At 60.8% G+C, this 18,148-nt stretch carries 13 protein-coding genes; 8 read left to right on the forward strand and 5 right to left on the reverse strand.

What is annotated here, in order from left to right:
- Positions 1–11: 11 nt before the first annotated feature.
- The 5 genes from EDY99_RS18325 (at position 12) to EDY99_RS18345 (ending at position 5,307) form a co-directional block, all read left to right on the forward strand.
- Complete coding sequence (locus EDY99_RS18325; RefSeq protein ID WP_123061984.1) at positions 12–2,051, forward strand: penicillin-binding protein activator; 2,040 nt, start codon at positions 12–14, stop codon at positions 2,049–2,051.
- Positions 2,048–2,401 carry a YraN family protein gene (locus EDY99_RS18330; RefSeq protein WP_089192279.1) on the forward strand — a complete coding sequence of 118 codons (354 nt, stop codon included), beginning with the start codon at positions 2,048–2,050 and terminating at the stop codon, positions 2,399–2,401. The genes EDY99_RS18325 and EDY99_RS18330 overlap by 4 nt, the downstream gene beginning before the upstream one ends.
- Positions 2,402–2,452: 51 nt before the next feature.
- Positions 2,453–3,043 (forward strand): DnaA initiator-associating protein DiaA, encoded by a 591-nt coding sequence (gene diaA / locus EDY99_RS18335; RefSeq protein ID WP_004937103.1) that lies wholly within the window; start codon positions 2,453–2,455, stop codon positions 3,041–3,043.
- Positions 3,044–3,052: 9 nt separating this feature from the next.
- The gene (gene dolP, locus EDY99_RS18340) at positions 3,053–3,628 is read left to right on the forward strand and encodes a division/outer membrane stress-associated lipid-binding lipoprotein (protein ID WP_021505102.1); all 576 of its coding nucleotides are present in this window, start codon (positions 3,053–3,055) and stop codon (positions 3,626–3,628) included.
- 116 nt (positions 3,629–3,744) lie between these two features.
- A complete protein-coding gene (locus EDY99_RS18345; RefSeq protein ID WP_123061985.1) occupies positions 3,745–5,307 on the forward strand; it encodes a S10 family peptidase in 1,563 nt (520 codons plus the stop codon).
- A gap of 57 nt (positions 5,308–5,364) precedes the next feature.
- On the opposite strand, the gene mtgA is transcribed toward EDY99_RS18345, so the two are convergent.
- The 4 genes from mtgA to EDY99_RS18365 form a co-directional block, all read right to left on the reverse strand.
- Positions 5,365–6,096, reverse strand: coding sequence for a monofunctional biosynthetic peptidoglycan transglycosylase (gene mtgA / locus EDY99_RS18350; protein ID WP_123061986.1), 732 nt, complete (start codon positions 6,094–6,096; stop codon positions 5,365–5,367).
- The gene (gene elbB / locus EDY99_RS18355) at positions 6,093–6,746 is read right to left on the reverse strand and encodes an isoprenoid biosynthesis glyoxalase ElbB (RefSeq protein ID WP_089197491.1); all 654 of its coding nucleotides are present in this window, start codon (positions 6,744–6,746) and stop codon (positions 6,093–6,095) included. Before elbB ends, mtgA begins: the two co-directional genes overlap by 4 nt.
- Before the next feature lie 237 nt (positions 6,747–6,983).
- Positions 6,984–9,323: an aerobic respiration two-component sensor histidine kinase ArcB gene (gene arcB, locus EDY99_RS18360; protein ID WP_033644509.1), complete on the reverse strand. Its 2,340-nt coding sequence runs from the start codon at positions 9,321–9,323 to the stop codon at positions 6,984–6,986.
- A gap of 92 nt (positions 9,324–9,415) precedes the next feature.
- Positions 9,416–10,354, reverse strand: coding sequence for a TIGR01212 family radical SAM protein (locus tag EDY99_RS18365; RefSeq protein WP_123061987.1), 939 nt, complete (start codon positions 10,352–10,354; stop codon positions 9,416–9,418).
- A gap of 691 nt (positions 10,355–11,045) precedes the next feature.
- Between EDY99_RS18365 and gltB the strand changes: the two genes are divergently transcribed.
- From gltB to EDY99_RS18380, 3 genes are all read left to right on the forward strand, one after another.
- Positions 11,046–15,506, forward strand: a complete 4,461-nt coding sequence (gltB, locus tag EDY99_RS18370) for a glutamate synthase large subunit (RefSeq protein ID WP_089195220.1) — start codon at positions 11,046–11,048, stop codon at positions 15,504–15,506.
- Positions 15,507–15,520: 14 nt separating this feature from the next.
- On the forward strand, positions 15,521–16,939 hold the full coding sequence (locus EDY99_RS18375; RefSeq protein WP_033644505.1) for a glutamate synthase small subunit: 1,419 nt from the start codon (positions 15,521–15,523) through the stop codon (positions 16,937–16,939).
- Between the two features lie 164 nt (positions 16,940–17,103).
- Positions 17,104–17,583, forward strand: a complete 480-nt coding sequence (locus tag EDY99_RS18380; protein WP_033644504.1) for a hypothetical protein — start codon at positions 17,104–17,106, stop codon at positions 17,581–17,583.
- Positions 17,584–17,645: 62 nt separating this feature from the next.
- Here EDY99_RS18380 and sspB read toward each other — a convergent pair whose 3' ends face one another.
- A complete protein-coding gene (gene sspB, locus EDY99_RS18385; RefSeq protein WP_033644502.1) occupies positions 17,646–18,146 on the reverse strand; it encodes a ClpXP protease specificity-enhancing factor in 501 nt (166 codons plus the stop codon).
- Positions 18,147–18,148: the final 2 nt, after the last annotated feature.

The following is an 18,148-nucleotide window of genomic DNA, read 5'->3' on the forward strand; positions in this document are numbered from 1 at the left end:
CTGGATACAGTATGCTTTCCTCAACATTCGTTCGTACCAAAGCAGGGCGTTCCAAGCCTGTCCGACTTACCGCAGTCATCGCGGCCGCCCTTTTCCTGGCAGGCTGTCCGAGTCGGGCCCCGCAAACGCCGCCCGCCAATATACAGGACGAAGCGAGCGCCAGCTCCGATTACTACCTGCAGCAGTTGCAGCAAAGCAGCGATGATAACAAGGCTGACTGGCAATTACTTGCTATTCGCGCCTTGCTGCGTGAAGGAAAACTGCCGCAGGCCGGCGACCAGTTGAATCAGCTGCCGAAAAACCTCAGCGGCGCACAGCAGACCGAACGCCAGTTGCTGACCGCCGAACTGCAGATCGCCAACAAGAGCTACGTCAGCGCCCGCAGTACGCTGGGCCACCTGGACAGCGGTACGCTGTCGCCGAATCAGAAGGTGCGTTACTACCAGGCGCAGATCGCCGCCAACCAGGGCAAAGCATCGCTGCCGCTGATCCGCGCCTATATCGCTCAGGAGCCGTTGCTGACCGGCAAGGCGCACCAGGACAATCTGGATCAAACCTGGCAGGCCCTGCTGCAGCTGACGCCGCAGGAGATGAACAGCCTGGTGATCAACGCCGACGAGAACGTGCTGCAAGGCTGGCTGGATCTGCTGCGCGTCTATCAGGACAACAAGCAGGATCCCGATCTGCTGAAGGCCGGCATCAAAGACTGGCAGAACCGTTATCCGAAGAACCCGGCGGCCAAAACGCTGCCGGCTCGCCTGAATCAGGTGCTGAACTTCACCCAGGCCTCCACCTCGAAAATCGCCCTGCTGCTGCCGTTGAACGGCCAGGCGAAAGTGTTCGCCGACGCCATCCAGCAAGGGTTCGAAGCGGCGAAAAACGGCGGTTCCCTGCCGGCGCCGCAGCCTCAAGCCGCGCAACCGGTCGGCGCGCCGGCCCAAATGGCGCCGGCCGATCAGGCCGCTGCCGGTGACATCAACGCCAACGGCGCGGTCAGCCCTTCGGCGCAAGAGAGCCAGCCGGCCGTGACCGCCGCGCAACCCGCTACGCCGTCCAGCGCGCCGATAACGCCGCTGCAGGCCGCTAATGCGCAGGTCAAAGTGTACGACACCACCAGCCAGCCGCTGGCCGCCTTGCTGAGCCAGGCGCAGCAGGATGGCGCCACTCTGGTGGTCGGGCCGCTGCTGAAAGAGAACGTCGATCAGCTGTCCGCCAGCACCACCACGCTGAACGTGCTGGCGCTCAACCAGCCCGAAACGCCGAAGGACAATCTGAACATCTGTTACTTCGCCCTGTCGCCGGAAGATGAAGCGCGCGACGCCGCCCGCCACATCTGGGAACAACAGAAGCGTCAACCGCTGCTGCTGGTGCCGCGCGGCGCCTTCGGCGATCGCGTCGCCAAGGCCTTTAACCAGGAATGGCAGAAGCAAGGTGGACAAACCGTGCTGCGTCAGGACATCGGCTCCGCCGGTGAACTGCGCCAGATGGTGAACAGCGGCGGCATCCGCATGACCGGCACGCCGATGTCGAGCGCCCCGGCGCCGCAGAGCGTGACCATCGCCGGGCTGACCATTCCGGCGCCGCCGAGCGACGTGCCCGCCGCTACCGGCGGCAGCGTCGACGCGGTGTATATCGTCGCTACCCAGTCCCAACTGACGCTGATCAAACCGATGATCGACATGGCCACCAGCTCGCGCGGCAAACCGGCGATGTACGCCAGCTCGCGCAGCTACCAGGCCGGCGCCGGCCCGGACTTCCGTCTGGAAATGGAAGGTCTGCAGTTCAGCGATATTCCTCTGCTGGCGGGCTCAAACCCTCAGCTGTTGCAGCAGGCCAGCGCACGTTTCCGCAACGATTACTCGCTGGTGCGCCTTTATGCGATGGGGATGGATGCCTGGACATTGGCCAACCACTTTGCTGAAATGCGCCAGCTGCCGGGCTTCCAGGTTTCCGGCACCACCGGCACGCTGAGCGCGTCGCCGAACTGCGTGATCAACCGCAAGCTGCCTTGGCTGCAATATCGTCAGGGTACGGTCGTGCCGGTCTCTTGAACCCACGCGCCGCCGGGGCGGGCTATGAGTTACTGGCCCGCCGTCATCTGGAACGCGCCGGGCTCACCTTCTGCGCCGCCAACGTTGCGGTGCGCGGCGGCGAGCTCGACCTCATCATGCGCGACGGCGCCACCTGGGTGTTCGTCGAAGTGCGCTACCGCCGCAACGACGCCTTCGGCGGCGCGGCCGCCAGCGTTACCTCTCGCAAACAACAGCGGTTGCTGCACGCCGCCGCCGTCTGGCTGGCGGGGCGCGGCGCCAGTTTTGACACATCATCTTGCCGTTTTGATGTTTTGGCCATTACCGGTAGCCAGTTAGAATGGATACCCAACGCCTTCAATGCGGATTAATTGGGGTTTTGCGGCGCAGACCGGCCCTTTGACTTAGTGGATTAATACAACGTGCTGGATAGAATTAAAGTCTGTTTTACCGAAAGCATCCAAACCCAGATCGCGGCGGCGGAAGCGTTACCTGACGCCATTTCCCGCGCTGCGATGACGCTGGTTCAATCCTTACTCAACGGCAACAAAATCCTGTGCTGCGGCAACGGCACTTCGGCCGCCAACGCACAGCACTTCGCCGCCAGCATGATCAACCGTTTTGAAACCGAGCGCCCCAGCCTGCCTGCCATCGCGCTCAACGCCGACAACGTGGTGCTGACCGCGATCAGCAACGATCGCCTGCACGACGAAGTGTACGCCAAGCAGGTGCGCGCGCTCGGGCACACCGGCGACGTGCTGCTGGCGATTTCCACCCGCGGCAACAGCCGTGATATTGTGAAAGCGGTCGAGGCGGCCGTCACGCGCGATATGACCATCGTCGCGCTCACCGGCTACGACGGCGGCGAGCTGGCCGGATTGCTCGGCCAGCAGGATGTCGAGATCCGCATCCCGTCGCACCGCAGCTCGCGCATTCAGGAAATGCATATGCTGACCGTAAACTGCCTGTGCGACCTGATAGACAATACGTTATTCCCCCACCAGGACGATTAAGGAACTGAGATGAAGCTAAAAGCCACATTTGCAGTGCTGTCCAGCGCCCTGCTGTTGCAAGGCTGTATCGCCGGCGTCGTCGTCGGCAGTGCGGCCGTCGCCACCAAAACCGCCACCGACCCGCGCAGCGTAGGGACCCAGGTGGATGACGGCACGCTGGAAGCCAGGGTAGAAAGCGCCCTGAGCAAAGACCAGCAGTTGAAGAAAGAGGCCCGGGTGGTCGCCACCGCCTATCAGGGCAAGGTGCTGTTGACCGGCCAGTCGCCTAACGCCGATCTCACCGCGCGCGCCAAGCAGATCGCCATGGGCGTGGAAGGCACGACCGAAGTGTATAACGAAATTCGCCAGGGCACGCCTGTCAGCCTGAGCACCGCGTCCTCCGACACCTGGATCACCACCAAAGTGCGTTCGCAGCTGTTGACCAGCGATACGGTGAAATCGTCCAACGTGAAAGTCACCACCGAAAACGGCGAAGTGTTCTTGCTGGGCCTGGTCACTCAGCAGGAAGGACAGTCGGCGGCGCAGATCGCCAGCCAGGTCAGCGGCGTGAAGCACGTCACCACCGCCTTTACCTATGTGAAATGATCCTTCAGGCAAGGGGGCTTCCCCTTGCCGATTTTCTGTACGCTTCCCGCTGTTTTACCCTGGTTTAATGAGCCGCGTTTAAAGTAATCTCTCACTTCATTACGGATAAAATTCAAATGGACAGAATTTTAATCGGTTTTCTCACTGCCGTTTCTTTATTCACCGCCGGAGTTTCCGCCGCCAATCCCACTCAGGATACGCCCCGCGCCGAACATGCCCCGCCCCCGATGACCGGTCAAACCGTTGCTACTCAAGGCGCGATCACGGTCGACCAGGTAAAAATCAATTATCAGGCGCAAACCGGGGTGCTGGAATTGAGTAAAGAGGATCCGGAAGATCCCGTGACCGGCATGTTCTATGTTGCGTATTTCAAAAAGAATGAGAATAAGAACGAAAGCAGGCCGATTACCTTTATCTACAACGGCGGGCCGGGCTCCGCCTCGCTGTGGCTGCATATGGGGGCGCTGGGGCCTAAACGGGTTATCGCTACTCAGCCAGAGAAAACACAGCTGGCGCCTTACCAACTCACCGATAACCAATACAGTCTGCTCAACGTCAGCGATCTGGTGTTTATCGATGCCCCCGGAACGGGTTACAGCCGCTTTTCCAGCAGTGCCGCCAGCCAGCCGGAGAGAGCGCAGCAAAAAGCACAGAGTGCCAGCAACGTCTATGGCGTCAACGGTGATGCTCAGGCTTTTTCTCAATTTATCGTTCAGTTTTTAACGCATTACCAACGCTGGAACTCACCTAAATATTTATTGGGTGAAAGCTACGGCACTACCCGCTCGGTGGTATTGGCCGAGACGCTAAAAAATCAGAATATCGATCTTAACGGTATTATCCTGATGTCGCAGTTTCTGAACTACGACAATAACGTCGACGATCCCAATCAAAACCCCGGCGTCGATCAACCTTACTATCTGGCGCTCCCAACCTACGCAGCCAGCGCATGGTACCACCAGCGGCTGCCGGGCAAACACCAGAGCCTGAAAACCCTGTTAGACCAGGCCGAGCAGTTTGCGCTGGAGACTTATGCCCCAGCCTTGCTGCAAGGTGCCAATCTGCCTGAAAAAGATCGCCAAACGCTCGCCGAGCAGCTTTACCAATTTACCGGCATTCCGGCCGATTATTGGCTCAATGCCAATTTGCGCCTGAGTGGACCGGTCTTCGCCAAGCAACTGTTGCGCAGCCAAGACGAGACCATTGGCAGAATCGATACCCGCTATCGTGGGCCGTCGCTGGATAATATCGCTGAAACGTCCAACTACGATCCCAACGTCAGTGCAATTACTTCCGCCTACGTCGCGCAATTCCACGATTATCTTGGCAAAACGCTGCATTTTAGCGCCGACCAAAACTATCGCGCATTTTCCAATGAGGTCTATGACTGGAACATGTCCAGCAACAGCCGGGACAGATCATTTAACGTGTTGCCGAACCTGTCGCGAGTGATGAAAATGACTCCGACAATGAGAGTGATGGTGATTGGCGGGGTTTACGACCTGGCCACCCCTTACTTCGTCGCCAAATATGAGATGAGCCATCTGCCCGTGTCGCCCAAATTACGCGACAATATCCGTTTCTATTGGTATGACACCGGGCATATGCCGTACGTGGATGAACTATCGCTTAAAAAGATGCACGCGGATTTAACTGCATTTATCAGCGAAAAGCCCTGATGCGGCATTAGCCACCGAAGAGAGGGATACCTTGCCCGAAAGCAGGGTATCGCTTGGTTAATCCAGCTTGTTCTCTTTCAGGAAACCTTCCCCACCCAACTGGCGCATCTGGCGCATAATCCACTGCTGTCGCTGCGCCACATAACCGGACGGCGCATCGGCCCTGAAGCGGTGCGGATTCGGCAATACCGCCGCCAGCAGCGCCGCTTCGGCCGCGGTCAGGCGCTTGGCCGGCTTATGGAAAAAGCGCTGTGAAGCCTCTTCCACGCCGAACACCCCGTCGCCGAACTCCACGATGTTCAGATACACCGTCAGAATGCGTCGCTTGGTCCACACCAGCTCGATGCCCGACGTCAGCCCAGCCTCCAACCCTTTGCGCAGCCAGCTGCGGCCATCCCACAGAAACAGGTTCTTGGCGGTCTGCTGCGACAGCGTGGACGCGCCGCGGATGCGCGTCGGGCGCTTCTCGTTGTGGCTGAGCGCCTTTTCAATGGCCGCCACATCGAAGCCCCAATGGTCTGGAAACTTCTGATCTTCCGCCGCCATCACCGCCAGCGCCATCTGCGGCGAAATGTCGTCCATCGACACCCAGTCCGAATGAGCGACGTAGCCGAAGTCGCCGCTCAGCCAGGCGCTGATCTGCCGCTCCACCATCACGGCGGAAAACGGCACCGGCAGGAAGGCGAAGACCACAATGCCCAACACCCACAGGCCGATAATCGCGATGACGCCGCGTTTCAGCCAATACCACGGACGCAGCCGCCGCCATCCGCCGACCGATTTGCTCATTCAGCCAGTTCCAGCACCCGCGCCACCAGTTTATCGATGCCGACGGCCGCCTGCGCGATCGACGGCGCCAGCATATAGGCTGGCGTGGTCACGATCTTGTGCTCGCTGTCCACCACGATGTCGTCCACCGGGCAAATCACCGGCTCGCCGCCCATGGCGTCAATCACTTCTCCCAGGTCGGGATCGTTGCCAATGGTCAGCCGCGCTTGTTGATCGAGCAGCTTCGGCAACAGCGCCGGTGCGATGCACATCAGGCCAATTGGTTTGTTGGCCTTATGCATCTCGCGCGTCAGACGCGCCAACGTTTCATCGACCCAACATTCCGCGCCGGCCTCGGCGAAATTGCTGAGATTCTTGGCGGCGCCAAAGCCGCCGGGCACAATCAGCGCATCCAGCTGCGCGGCCTCGGCCAGCGCCAACGGCTGCACTGCGCCGCGGGCAATGCGCGCCGATTCAATCAGGACGTTGCGCGATTCCGCCATCTCCTCACCAGATAAGTGATTAATAACATGGCGTTGCGGTTTATCAGGCGCAAAACACACCGCCTGCGCGCCGGCACGGTCCAGCGCCAGCAGCGTCAGCACCGCTTCGTGGATCTCCGTACCGTCATAAACGCCGCTGCCGCTGAGGACTACACCCACCTTTTTCATCACTCTTCCTCCTGTCGCTGCTGTCAACTGGTTCGTGCTCGGAGTTGACAAACACTAATCTACATCACACATTTTAATGAATCTTCTAACAAGAGCGCTTACATTTGCTATGTTGTTGGCTGTATGATGTTTAGGAATTCGCTACAACCTGCTCGACCAGAACACTGAAACCAATACGCAGGTTCACAATTTCCCTGGTGTTGGCGCAATATTCGCGCACCCCGGCTCACGTCGGGGTCATTTTTTTTCAGCGTTCTCTACCCAAGCCCGCAGTACCTGCACGTCGTTACGCCACTCTTGCTTCAGCTCATCTACCCAGTCCTGCACGTTATCCCACCAGGCCGGCAGCGTCGGCGTTTGAATCTGTTGCGCCAACTGCTGCAGGTGACGCAGGCCGACCGAACCGGCGGCGCCCTTGATCTTGTGCCCTTCCTCGGTGATGCCTTTCTGATCGCGCGCCGTCATGTTGGAATCCAGCACCGCCAGATAACCCGGCATCATCTGTTCGAACATCTCCAGACTTTGATGGATCAACTGCGGACCAACCAGGTCCATGTACTGCTCCAGCATCGCGGTATCGAGTAACGACTCATTAATCTGCATCGCCTTGTGCTCCGTTTTCTTAGAAGTGTGAGAAGGTTGATGATCCCAATAGTGTTTGATGACCTTGGTCAGCGCCGGCACCGACAGCGGCTTGCTCAGCACATCGTCCATGCCCGCCTCGAGATACTCTTTTTTGTCTTTCAGCACGTTGGCGGTCAGGGCCACCAACGGCGGCAGCGCCTGCCCGGCGTAACGCTCGCGCAGCGCCCGGGCGATATCCAGCCCGGTCATGTCCGGCAGTTGGATGTCCAGCAGCACCAGATCGAACTCGTCCGGATCGAACATCGCCAGCGCGTCGTGGCCGTTCATCGCCACCTCGACGCTGTTGCCCAGCTTCTCCAGCACCGAGCGCGCCACGATCACGTTCAGTTCGATATCTTCCACCAGCAGGATGTGCAGCGCCGGCAACGGCAGCTCCTCTTCCTCCGGCGCCGCGCTGACGGCTTCCTGCACCGCCGGCGCCTTGATGGTCAAAGTGAAGCAAGAACCGTGCCCTTGTTCGCTGCGCACGGTAATGTCGCCGCCCATGCTCTGCGCCAGCCGTTTGGAGACCGCCAGCCCGATGCCGGTGCCGGTGGCCGGACGGCCGCCGCGCTGATCTTTCACCTGATAATACATGGCGAAGATCTTGTCCTGCTCGTCCTGCGGGATGCCCATGCCCGAGTCTTCCACTTCGAACACCAGCTTCTCCTGCGCCTCGCGCCGCACGCGCACCACAATTTGCCCCTGCTGGGTAAATTTCACCGCGTTGCCGATCAGGTTCCACAAGATCTGCCGCAGGCGCGTGCCGTCGGTCACGATCTGCTGCGGCAGCGGCGTCTGCGGCTCCATGATGAACTGCAGCCCTTTCGGCTGCGCCAGCAGGCCCGAGAGATTCTCCAGATCCGCCAGGAATCCGGTGAAGTCCACCGGCTGGTTGTCGAGCTGCACCTTGCGCCGCTCGAGCTTGTCCATTTCGATAATGTCGTTGAAGATATTGCCGAGGGTGATGGCGCTGACGTGAATGGTCTTCAGGTATTTCAGCTGCTCGTCGTTCAGCTCGGTATCAAGCAAAATGCGGCTCAGGCCGACGATGCCGTTAAGCGGCGTACGCAGCTCGTGGCTGATCGTGGAGATAAAGGTGGTCTTCTCCCTGCTGGCGTTCTCCAGCGCGTCCTGGTAGCGCTTACGCTCGGTAATATCGCGGCCGAAGCCCATCAGCCCGTGGCGTTTGCCCACCCGGTCGTAAAACGGGACCTTGCGCAGCTCGAAACAGGCCTTGCGGCCGTCGGGATACACCAGCCACTGTTCGTAGGTCAGCGAAACGTTGTGGCGGAACACCTTCTCGTCGGTCTCAATGACCTTTTCGGCGATCTCCTGGCCGTAGACGTCGAACGGCGTCAGGCCGATCAGCTGTTTCTCGCTTTTGCCGGTCAGCAGTTCCATCGCGCGGTTACAGCCGGAAAACTCTTTATCTTCGTTGCGGTAGTAGACCAAATCCGGCGAGGCATCGAGGAAGGAACGCAGCAGCGCCGATTGCTGGCCCAGCTCAATCTGCGCCTGCTCGCGCTGCTCCATCTCTTCCGTCAGCTTTTCCATCACCTGCAGGCGCTCTTCTTCCGCTTTGATACGGTCGGCGATCTCCTGATTCAGCTGGCTGATATTGTCTTTGAGCTGCTGATTAAGCTCCAGATCGCGGTGGCGCATCTCTTCCAGCTTGTCCACCAGCCGCGCCAGCCGTTGGCGCGACTCTTCCAGCTGTTCCACCACCACCGAGAGAAAGTAGACCGCCCACGGGGTGATCAACAGACCGAAGAAGATTGAACGCACCACGTCGATGCTTTCCACTTCGCCGCGCAGCAGCATGGTCACCGCCATCTGCACCACCATCGCCAGCACCACCAGCGCCGAGGCCAGCAGCAGCGAGAAGCGCACCAACCCCAGTTTCACCATTAAATCAACGTAGTACTGGGCCAACACCCGGATTTGCTTCATAGCGGCTCCCATCAGACACAATCTTTTGAATCATACCGTAAAACCGCAATGAGATAAGGCGGCAAACGCCGAAGTGTGGCAAAGATTGCACTTCAGAGCGGCATTCCGGGGCGGTAGCGCCGCTTTTCATCCAGCGCGCTGCCCTGCCCGCCGTATTGCTGCAGATAAGCACCGACCGCCTGCATGCCGCTCCAGCGGTTTTCGCACCACAGCGGCGCCAGCAGCGTCGGCCGACGGGCGCTGGCGGAAAGACGGTGGTACACCACCTCGCCCGGCGTATGGCGGATCATCTCCCCGGCGCTGGCGGCGTAAGCTTCCAGCGCCAGTTCGGGCAACCGCCCGGCATGCCACGCCCGCGCCAGGGTACTGCCGGTGACGACGTGCAGCGGATGCAGTTTGATGCCATCCACGCCGGTCTCCGTCACCCGCTGCAGCGTGAGCAGATGATCGCGCTGAGTTTCTCCCGGCAGCCCGACGATCAGATGGCAGCACACCTTCAGCCCGCGCTGCCGGGCCAGTCGCGCAGTCTGCTGATAACAGCGAAAATCATGGCCGCGGTTGATGCGCTTCAGCGTTTTCTCGTGCGCCGTCTGCAGCCCCAGCTCCAGCCACACTTCATAGCCTTGCTCGCGGTATCCCGTCAGCAGATCCAGCGCGGCGGGCGGCACGCAGTCCGGCCGGGTGCCGACGCACAGGCCGACCATGGCGCTCTGCGCCAACGCCTGCCGATACATCGACGCCAGCCGCTCGACCTCCGCATAGGTGCTGGTATAGGCCTGGAAATAGGCCAGATAGCGCCGCGCCCGATCGGCCCGCGCGGCCTGCTGCGCCAGCTGTTCGGCAATGCTCTGGCGTTGCATCGCTTCATCGGCGAACGAGGCGACATTGCAGAACGTACAGCCGCCGCGCCCCAACGTGCCGTCGCGGTTAGGGCAGCTGAATCCGCCGTGCAGCGTGAGTTTATGGATCTTTTCGCCATAGCGGCGCTGGAGATCCGCGCCAAACATATTGACTAATTGCGGCAACTGCATAATCTTGGTGGTTCTCTGTGTTCAAAGCCGCGATGCTAATAAGAAACGGTTTTTCCCGCGATGACAGAGATCAACGCTTTCCCCGCAAGGCGTCATCAGGCATAACTATTCATCATAAACGCAAATCAATTCACTCTAATTCTGATGAATTATTCTAATCGTCACGCAACCGTTAACGGCAATATGACAACACGGTGAAAAATAGTCATAAACATCAGCCAAGCAATATCTTATAGAATAAAATTCTGGCATTACCCCCCGCACTAGCATGGTGCAGAGATTAAGGGGTTGCACTATAGTGAGACAGCTCACACTTCTGCAAGGATCGGCGTTGCCCCACGATAGTGCAAAAATGCATTAAATTACTTATTTATCAAATAAATAAACATCATTAATTCGATAAGAATCTATCTTAAGCCCACATTTGACCTGCGAATTCTTTCTCGCTAAGTTGGAAGTCCGCTGGAAGCTTTCTGGACGGGCAAACGTCTCGTCATATTTATGCAGTAATTGAAGACTCCCTCTTAAAACAAGTCCTATACCACTTGTGAGACCGTCACGAGAGGCCATTGATGGAGGGCGGAAAAGCAGATTGGCGGGGTTAACTTGCTGATTGGACTTCTGCCTGAAATTGGGAAGCCCCCTCGCAGTAGGTTGTGAGAGTCACGCAGAGCCTGGGGAGGTTCACGATATGTTGTACGATAAATCCCAAGAGAGGGACAACTGTGGTTTCGGCCTGATCGCCCATATAGAAGGCGAACCTAGCCACAAGGTGGTGCGCACCGCCATTCACGCGCTGGCCCGCATGCAGCACCGCGGCGCGATCCTCGCCGACGGCAAGACCGGCGACGGCTGCGGCCTGTTGCTGCAAAAACCCGATCGTTTCTTCCGCATGGTGGCGGAAGAGCGCGGCTGGCGTTTGGCCAAGAACTACGCCGTCGGCATGATGTTCCTCAGCCAGAATGAAGAGGAAGCGCGCATCAGCCGCCGCATCGTGGAAGAAGAGCTGCAAAACGAAACGCTGTCGATCGTCGGCTGGCGCGAAGTGCCGACCAACCCGGACGTGCTGGGTGAAATCGCCCTCTCCTCCCTGCCGCGCATCGAGCAAATCTTCGTTAACGCCCCGGCCGGCTGGCGCCCGCGTGATATGGAGCGCCGCCTGTTCGTGGCGCGTCGCCGCATCGAGAAACGCGTGGAGGACGACAGTTTTTACGTCTGCAGCTTCTCTAACCTGGTGACGATCTATAAAGGCCTGTGCATGCCTGCGGATCTGCCGCGCTTCTATCTCGATCTGGCGGACCTGCGCCTGGAGTCGGCCATTTGCCTGTTCCACCAGCGCTTCTCCACCAACACCGTGCCGCGCTGGCCGCTGGCGCAGCCGTTCCGCTACCTGGCGCACAACGGCGAAATCAACACCATCACCGGCAACCGCCAGTGGGCGCGCGCCCGTACCTATAAATTCCAAACACCGCTGATCCCGGATCTGCAGGCCGCCGCGCCGTTCGTCAACGAAACCGGCTCCGACTCCAGTTCGCTGGACAACATGCTGGAGCTGCTGCTGGCGGGCGGGATGGATCTCATCCGCGCCATGCGCCTGCTGGTGCCGCCGGCCTGGCAGAACAACCCGGACATGGACGGCGATCTGCGCGCCTTCTTCGACTTCAACTCGATGCACATGGAGCCGTGGGACGGCCCGGCCGGCATCGTGATGTCCGACGGCCGCTACGCCGCCTGTAACCTCGATCGCAACGGCCTGCGCCCGGCGCGCTACGTGATCACCAAAGACAAGCTGATTACCTGCGCCTCCGAAGTCGGCATCTGGGATTACCAGCCGGATGAAGTGGTGGAAAAAGGCCGCGTCGGCCCCGGCGAGCTGATGGTGATCGACACCCGCAGCGGCCGCATCCTGCACTCGGCGGAAACCGATAACGATCTGAAAAGCCGCCACCCGTATAAAGAGTGGATGGAGAAAAACGTCAAACGCCTGGTGCCGTTCGAAGATCTGCCGGACGATCAGGTCGGCAGCCGCGAGCTCGACGACGCGCAGCTCGAAACCTATCAGAAACAGTTCGGCTACAGCAGTGAAGAGCTGGATCAGGTGATCCGCGTGCTGGGCGAAATTGGCCAGGAGGCCACCGGTTCGATGGGCGACGATACCCCGTTCGCCGTGCTCTCCAGCCGGCCGCGCATCGTTTACGACTATTTCCGCCAGCAGTTCGCGCAGGTCACCAATCCGCCGATCGATCCGCTGCGTGAAGCGCACGTCATGTCGCTGGCCACCAGCATCGGCCGCGAAATGAACGTGTTCTGCGAAGCCGAAGGCCAGGCGCACCGCCTGAGCTTCAAATCGCCGATCCTGCTGTACTCCGATTTCAAACAGCTCACCACGCTGGAAGGCGAATACTATCGCGCCGAGACGCTCGATCTGACCTTCGATCCGCAGCAGCAGGATCTGGAGCAGACCATTCGCGCCCTGTGCGACGAAGCGGAACGCAAGGTGCGTGAAGGTGCGGTGCTGTTGGTGCTGTCCGACCGCGCCATCGCGCCCGGCCGCCTGCCGGTGCCTGCTCCGATGGCAGTCGGCGCCGTGCAAACCCGCCTGGTGGAAAAAAGCCTGCGCTGCGACGCCAACCTGATCGTTGAAACCGCCAGCGCCCGCGATCCGCACCACTTCGCCGTACTGCTCGGCTTCGGCGCGACCGCCATCTATCCGTATCTGGCCTATGAAACCCTGGCCAAGCTGGTGGACAGCCAGGCGATCGACAAGAAATACCGCGACGTGATGCTGAACTACCGCAACGGCATCAACAAAGGCCTGTACAAGATCATGTCCAAGATGGGCATTTCGACCATCGCCTCTTACCGCTGCTCCAAGCTGTTCGAAGCGGTCGGCCTGCACCGCGATCTGGCGGATCTGTGCTTCCAGGGCGTGGTCAGCCGCATTGGCGGCGCCAGCTTCAGCGATTTCCAGCAGGATCTGCAGAACCTTTCCAAGCGCGCCTGGCTGAAACGCAAACCGCTGGAGCAAGGCGGCCTGCTGAAATTCGTGCACGGCGGCGAATACCACGCCTACAACCCGGACGTGGTGAACTCGCTGCAAAAAGCGGTACACAGCGGCGAGTACAGCGACTATCAGGCTTACGCCAAGCTGGTGAACGAGCGGCCGGTCGCCATGCTACGCGATCTGCTGGCCATCACGCCGAAAGGCGAACCGATCCCGGTCGATCAGGTCGAACCGGCGGAATCGCTGTTCAAACGCTTCGACACGGCGGCGATGTCGATCGGCGCGCTGAGCCCGGAAGCGCACGAATCACTGGCGATCGCCATGAACGGCCTCGGCGGCTTCTCCAACTCCGGCGAAGGCGGCGAAGATCCGGCGCGCTACCGCACCAACAAGGTGTCGCGCATCAAACAGGTGGCCTCCGGCCGCTTCGGCGTAACACCGGCCTACCTGGTGAACGCCGACGTGATCCAGATTAAGGTGGCGCAAGGCGCCAAGCCGGGCGAAGGCGGCCAGCTGCCGGGCGACAAAGTCACCCCGTACATCGCCAGACTGCGTTACTCGGTGCCGGGCGTGACGCTGATCTCCCCGCCGCCACACCACGACATCTACTCGATCGAAGATCTGGCGCAGCTGATCTTCGATCTGAAGCAGGTCAACCCGAAGGCGGTGATCTCGGTGAAACTGGTGTCCGAGCCGGGCGTCGGCACCATCGCCACCGGCGTGGCGAAAGCCTATGCCGATCTGATCACCATCGCCGGTTACGACGGCGGCACCGGCGCCAGCCCGCTGTCCTCGGTGAAATATGCCGGCTGCCCATGGGAACTGGGCCTGGTGGAAACCCAGCAGGCGCTGGTGGCCAACGGTCTGCGCCACAAGATCCGCCTGCAGGTGGACGGCGGCCTGAAAACCGGCGTGGACATCGTCAAAGCGGCGATCCTGGGCGCGGAAAGCTTCGGCTTCGGCACCGGGCCGATGGTGGCGCTGGGCTGCAAATACCTGCGCATCTGCCACCTCAACAACTGCGCGACCGGCGTCGCGACTCAGGACGACAAGCTGCGCCGCGATCACTACCACGGCCTGCCGGAACGCGTGACGAATTACTTCCAGTTTATCGCGCGTGAAACCCGCGAGATCATGGCGCAACTGGGCGTGAGCCAGTTGGTGGATCTGATCGGCCGCACCGAGTTCCTGACCGAGCTGGACGGCATCTCCGCCAAGCAGAACAAGCTGGATCTGTCGCCGCTGCTGAAAACCGCCACGCCGCATCCGGGCAAAGCGGTGTACTGCACCGAAAGCAGCAACCCGGCGTTCGACAAGGGCCTGCTGAACAAAGAGCTGCTGGCGCAGGCGCAGCCGCATATCGAAGCGAAACAGGGTAAAACCTTCTACTTCGACATTCGCAACACCGACCGCTCCGTGGGCGCCATGCTGTCCGGCGCTATCGCCAACGTGCACGGCGATCAGGGCATGGCGGCCGATCCGATCAAGGCGCACTTCTCCGGCACCGCCGGGCAGAGCTTCGGCGTCTGGAACGCCGGCGGCGTCGAGCTGACCCTGACCGGCGACGCCAACGACTATGTCGGCAAAGGCATGGCCGGCGGCAGCATCGCGGTGCGTCCGCCGATCGGCTCCGCCTTCCGCAGCCATGAAGCCAGCATCGTCGGCAACACCTGCCTGTACGGCGCCACCGGCGGCAAGCTGTTCGCCGCCGGCCGCGCGGGCGAGCGTTTCGCGGTGCGCAACTCCGGCGCCATCACCGTGGTGGAAGGCATCGGCGACAACGGCTGCGAATACATGACCGGCGGCATCGTCTGCGTGCTGGGTAAAACCGGCATCAACTTCGGCGCCGGCATGACCGGCGGCTTCGCCTACGTGCTGGACGAAGACGGCGAGTTCCGCAAGCGCGTGAACCCGGAGCTGGTGGAAGTGCTGGATGTCGATCAGTTGGCGATCCATGAGGAGCATCTGCGCGGCCTGATCACCGAACACGTGCAGGCGACCGGCTCTTCCCGCGCGGAAGAGATCCTGGCCAACTGGCCCGAGTGGGCGCCGAAGTTCGCCCTGGTCAAACCGAAGTCCAGCGATGTCAAAGCGCTGTTGGGTCACCGTAGCCGTTCCGCAGCCGAGCTGCGGGTGCAGGCGCAGTAAGAGGTAGGTCATTAATGAGCCAGAACGTTTATCAATTTATCGACCTGCAGCGTGTTGATCCGCCTAAGAAACCGCTGAAGATCCGCAAAATCGAGTTCGTCGAGATCTACGAACCGTTTTCGGAAACCCAGGCCAAAGCCCAGGCGGACCGCTGTCTGTCCTGCGGCAACCCGTATTGCGAGTGGAAGTGCCCGGTGCACAACTACATCCCGAACTGGCTGAAGCTGGCCAACGAAGGCCGCATCATGGAAGCGGCGGACCTGGCGCATCAGACCAACAGCCTGCCGGAGGTGTGCGGCCGCGTATGCCCGCAGGATCGCCTGTGCGAAGGGTCTTGCACCCTGAACGACGAGTTCGGCGCGGTCACCATCGGCAATATCGAGCGTTACATCAGCGATAAGGCCATCGAAATGGGCTGGAAGCCGGACATGTCGCACGTGCAGCCGACCGGCAAGCGCGTGGCGATCGTCGGTGCCGGCCCCGCCGGGTTGGCCTGCGCTGACGTGCTGACCCGCAACGGCGTCAAGGCGGTGGTGTATGATCGTCATCCTGAGATCGGCGGCCTGCTGACCTTCGGCATCCCGGCCTTCAAGCTGGAAAAGGAAGTGATGGTCAAACGCCGCGGCATCTTCAGCGAGATGGGCATCGAGTTCCAGTTGAATACCGAAGTGGGCAAAGACGTCAGCATGGAGACTTTGCTGAGCGAGTACGATGCGGTGTTCCTCGGCGTCGGCACCTATCAATCGATGCGTGGCGGGCTGGAGAATGAGGATGCGCAGGGCGTGTACGACGCGCTGCCGTTCCTGATCGCCAACACCAAGCAGCTGATGGGGTATGAAACCGAGCAGCACGAGCCTTATGTCAGCATGGAAGGCAAACGGGTGGTGGTGCTGGGCGGCGGCGATACCGCCATGGACTGCGTGCGCACCTCGGTGCGTCAGGGCGCGACGCAGGTCACCTGCGCCTACCGCCGCGACGAGGCCAACATGCCGGGCTCCAAGCGCGAAGTGAAGAACGCCCGGGAAGAAGGGGTGGACTTCCAGTTCAACCTGCAGCCGCTGAGCATCGAACTGAACAGCGCCGGCCGCGTGGCCGGGGTGAAAATGGTGCGCACTCAGCTGGGTGCGCCGGATGCCAACGGCCGCCAGGCGGCGGAGCAGGTGCCGGGTTCCGAGCACGTGATCGACGCCGACGCGGTGGTGATGGCGTTCGGCTTCCGCCCACACCGCATGGACTGGCTGGCGGCGCACGACGTGCAGCTCGATAAACAGGGCCGCATCGTGGCGCCGGAAGGCAGCGACAACGCGTTCCAGACCAGCAACCCGAAAATCTTCGCCGGTGGCGACGCGGTCCGCGGCTCCGACCTGGTGGTGACGGCGATCGCCGAAGGCCGCAAAGCGGCAGACGGCATCATGAACTACCTGGAAGTGTAAACCTTCCGTACCGCCAAAGGCCCGGCACATTGCCGGGCCTTTGTTTTAACCGGCCACGCTTTGTAACAACCTCCCCCCTTCTCACTGCCTCAACGCGCTATAGTATTGAGTTAGCACCATTGCAGGGCGCGGCTGCGCCTGACACCGAGATAAGGATAGCGAACATGAAATGCTCCATTTCCCTGTTGGCCGGCGCACTGCTGGCCGTCAGTTTCAGCGCCTCAGCCCTGGCGCTGGATTCGCAGGAGGTCGGTTACAATATCGAAGCGCGCGGCGCGCGGCCGGTCGTGGCGCAGTTGGGCAAGGCCGGGCAGTTCAGCGCCGTGGAAAACAGCATACGGTTGGGGGACGACAACTGGATTGCCCTGGCGCCCAAGCTGGCCGGCGGCGGCAATGCCGGATTTACCGCCGGCATTAAATCTGCCCTCTCCGCCGCCCTGATCTACAACCCGGCGGCGGTATTGCAGGCGCTCAACAAAGGCAACGATCTGCCGCTCAATGACATCTGCACCGCGCCGCCGGAAGTGCAAGGCGACACAGCCATCACCAGCTTCCGTGAGCGCGCGGCTCGCGCGCTGTCCACCGTGCGCGTAGGCGATCTCAGCGCGCCGCGCGATGCCTGCATTGCCGCCTTGAAAGGCTGATCCGCGTCGTCAGGGCAAAAAAAAGCACCCCACGGGGTGCTTTTTCGTTTGTTCACGCGGGCTTATTTTACCACGCGCAGCGCCGGGCGGCCACCGCGCGGCGGCTGCGGCGGTTCGTCGTCCGAGCCGTCATCTTCCGCGGTATCCGGGCGATCGCCGTCGATCACCGACATCAACGTTTCCGAAGGGATCGTCTCATTGTCCAAACCTTCGAACACGCCTTCGCTTTCGTCGTAGGCGGCTTCCGGTTCAAACATCGTGCCGGCGCCGTTCTCACGCGCATAGATCGCCAGCACGGCGGCCATCGGCACCGAAACCTGGCGCGGCACGCCGCCGAAGCGCGCGTTGAACTGCACGTCTTCGTTGCCCAACGCCAGGTTGCCTACCGCGCGCGGCGCGATATTCAACACGATCTGGCCATCGCGCGCGAACTCCATCGGCACCTGAACATCAGGGCGAGTCACGTCGACCACCAGGTGCGGCGTCAGCTGGTTATCCAGCAGCCAGTCATAGAACGCCCGCAGCAGATACGGGCGACGCGGCGTCATCTGAGACATGTCCATCG

The sequence above is a fragment of the Serratia sp. LS-1 genome (assembly GCF_003719595.1).
Lineage (GTDB): Bacteria > Pseudomonadota > Gammaproteobacteria > Enterobacterales > Enterobacteriaceae > Serratia > Serratia ureilytica.

Coding starts and splice junctions, on each gene's coding strand:
- mtgA (WP_123061986.1), bottom strand. CDS start 6,096: ATGAGCAAATCGGTCGGCGGATGGCGGCGGCTGCGTCCGTGGTATTGG.
- sspB (WP_033644502.1), bottom strand. CDS start 18,146: ATGGACATGTCTCAGATGACGCCGCGTCGCCCGTATCTGCTGCGGGCG.
- EDY99_RS18380 (WP_033644504.1), top strand. CDS start 17,104: ATGAAATGCTCCATTTCCCTGTTGGCCGGCGCACTGCTGGCCGTCAGT.
- EDY99_RS18365 (WP_123061987.1), bottom strand. CDS start 10,354: ATGCAGTTGCCGCAATTAGTCAATATGTTTGGCGCGGATCTCCAGCGC.
- dolP (WP_021505102.1), top strand. CDS start 3,053: ATGAAGCTAAAAGCCACATTTGCAGTGCTGTCCAGCGCCCTGCTGTTG.
- arcB (WP_033644509.1), bottom strand. CDS start 9,323: ATGAAGCAAATCCGGGTGTTGGCCCAGTACTACGTTGATTTAATGGTG.
- EDY99_RS18325 (WP_123061984.1), top strand. CDS start 12: ATGCTTTCCTCAACATTCGTTCGTACCAAAGCAGGGCGTTCCAAGCCT.
- EDY99_RS18375 (WP_033644505.1), top strand. CDS start 15,521: ATGAGCCAGAACGTTTATCAATTTATCGACCTGCAGCGTGTTGATCCG.
- elbB (WP_089197491.1), bottom strand. CDS start 6,746: ATGAAAAAGGTGGGTGTAGTCCTCAGCGGCAGCGGCGTTTATGACGGT.
- EDY99_RS18345 (WP_123061985.1), top strand. CDS start 3,745: ATGGACAGAATTTTAATCGGTTTTCTCACTGCCGTTTCTTTATTCACC.
- gltB (WP_089195220.1), top strand. CDS start 11,046: ATGTTGTACGATAAATCCCAAGAGAGGGACAACTGTGGTTTCGGCCTG.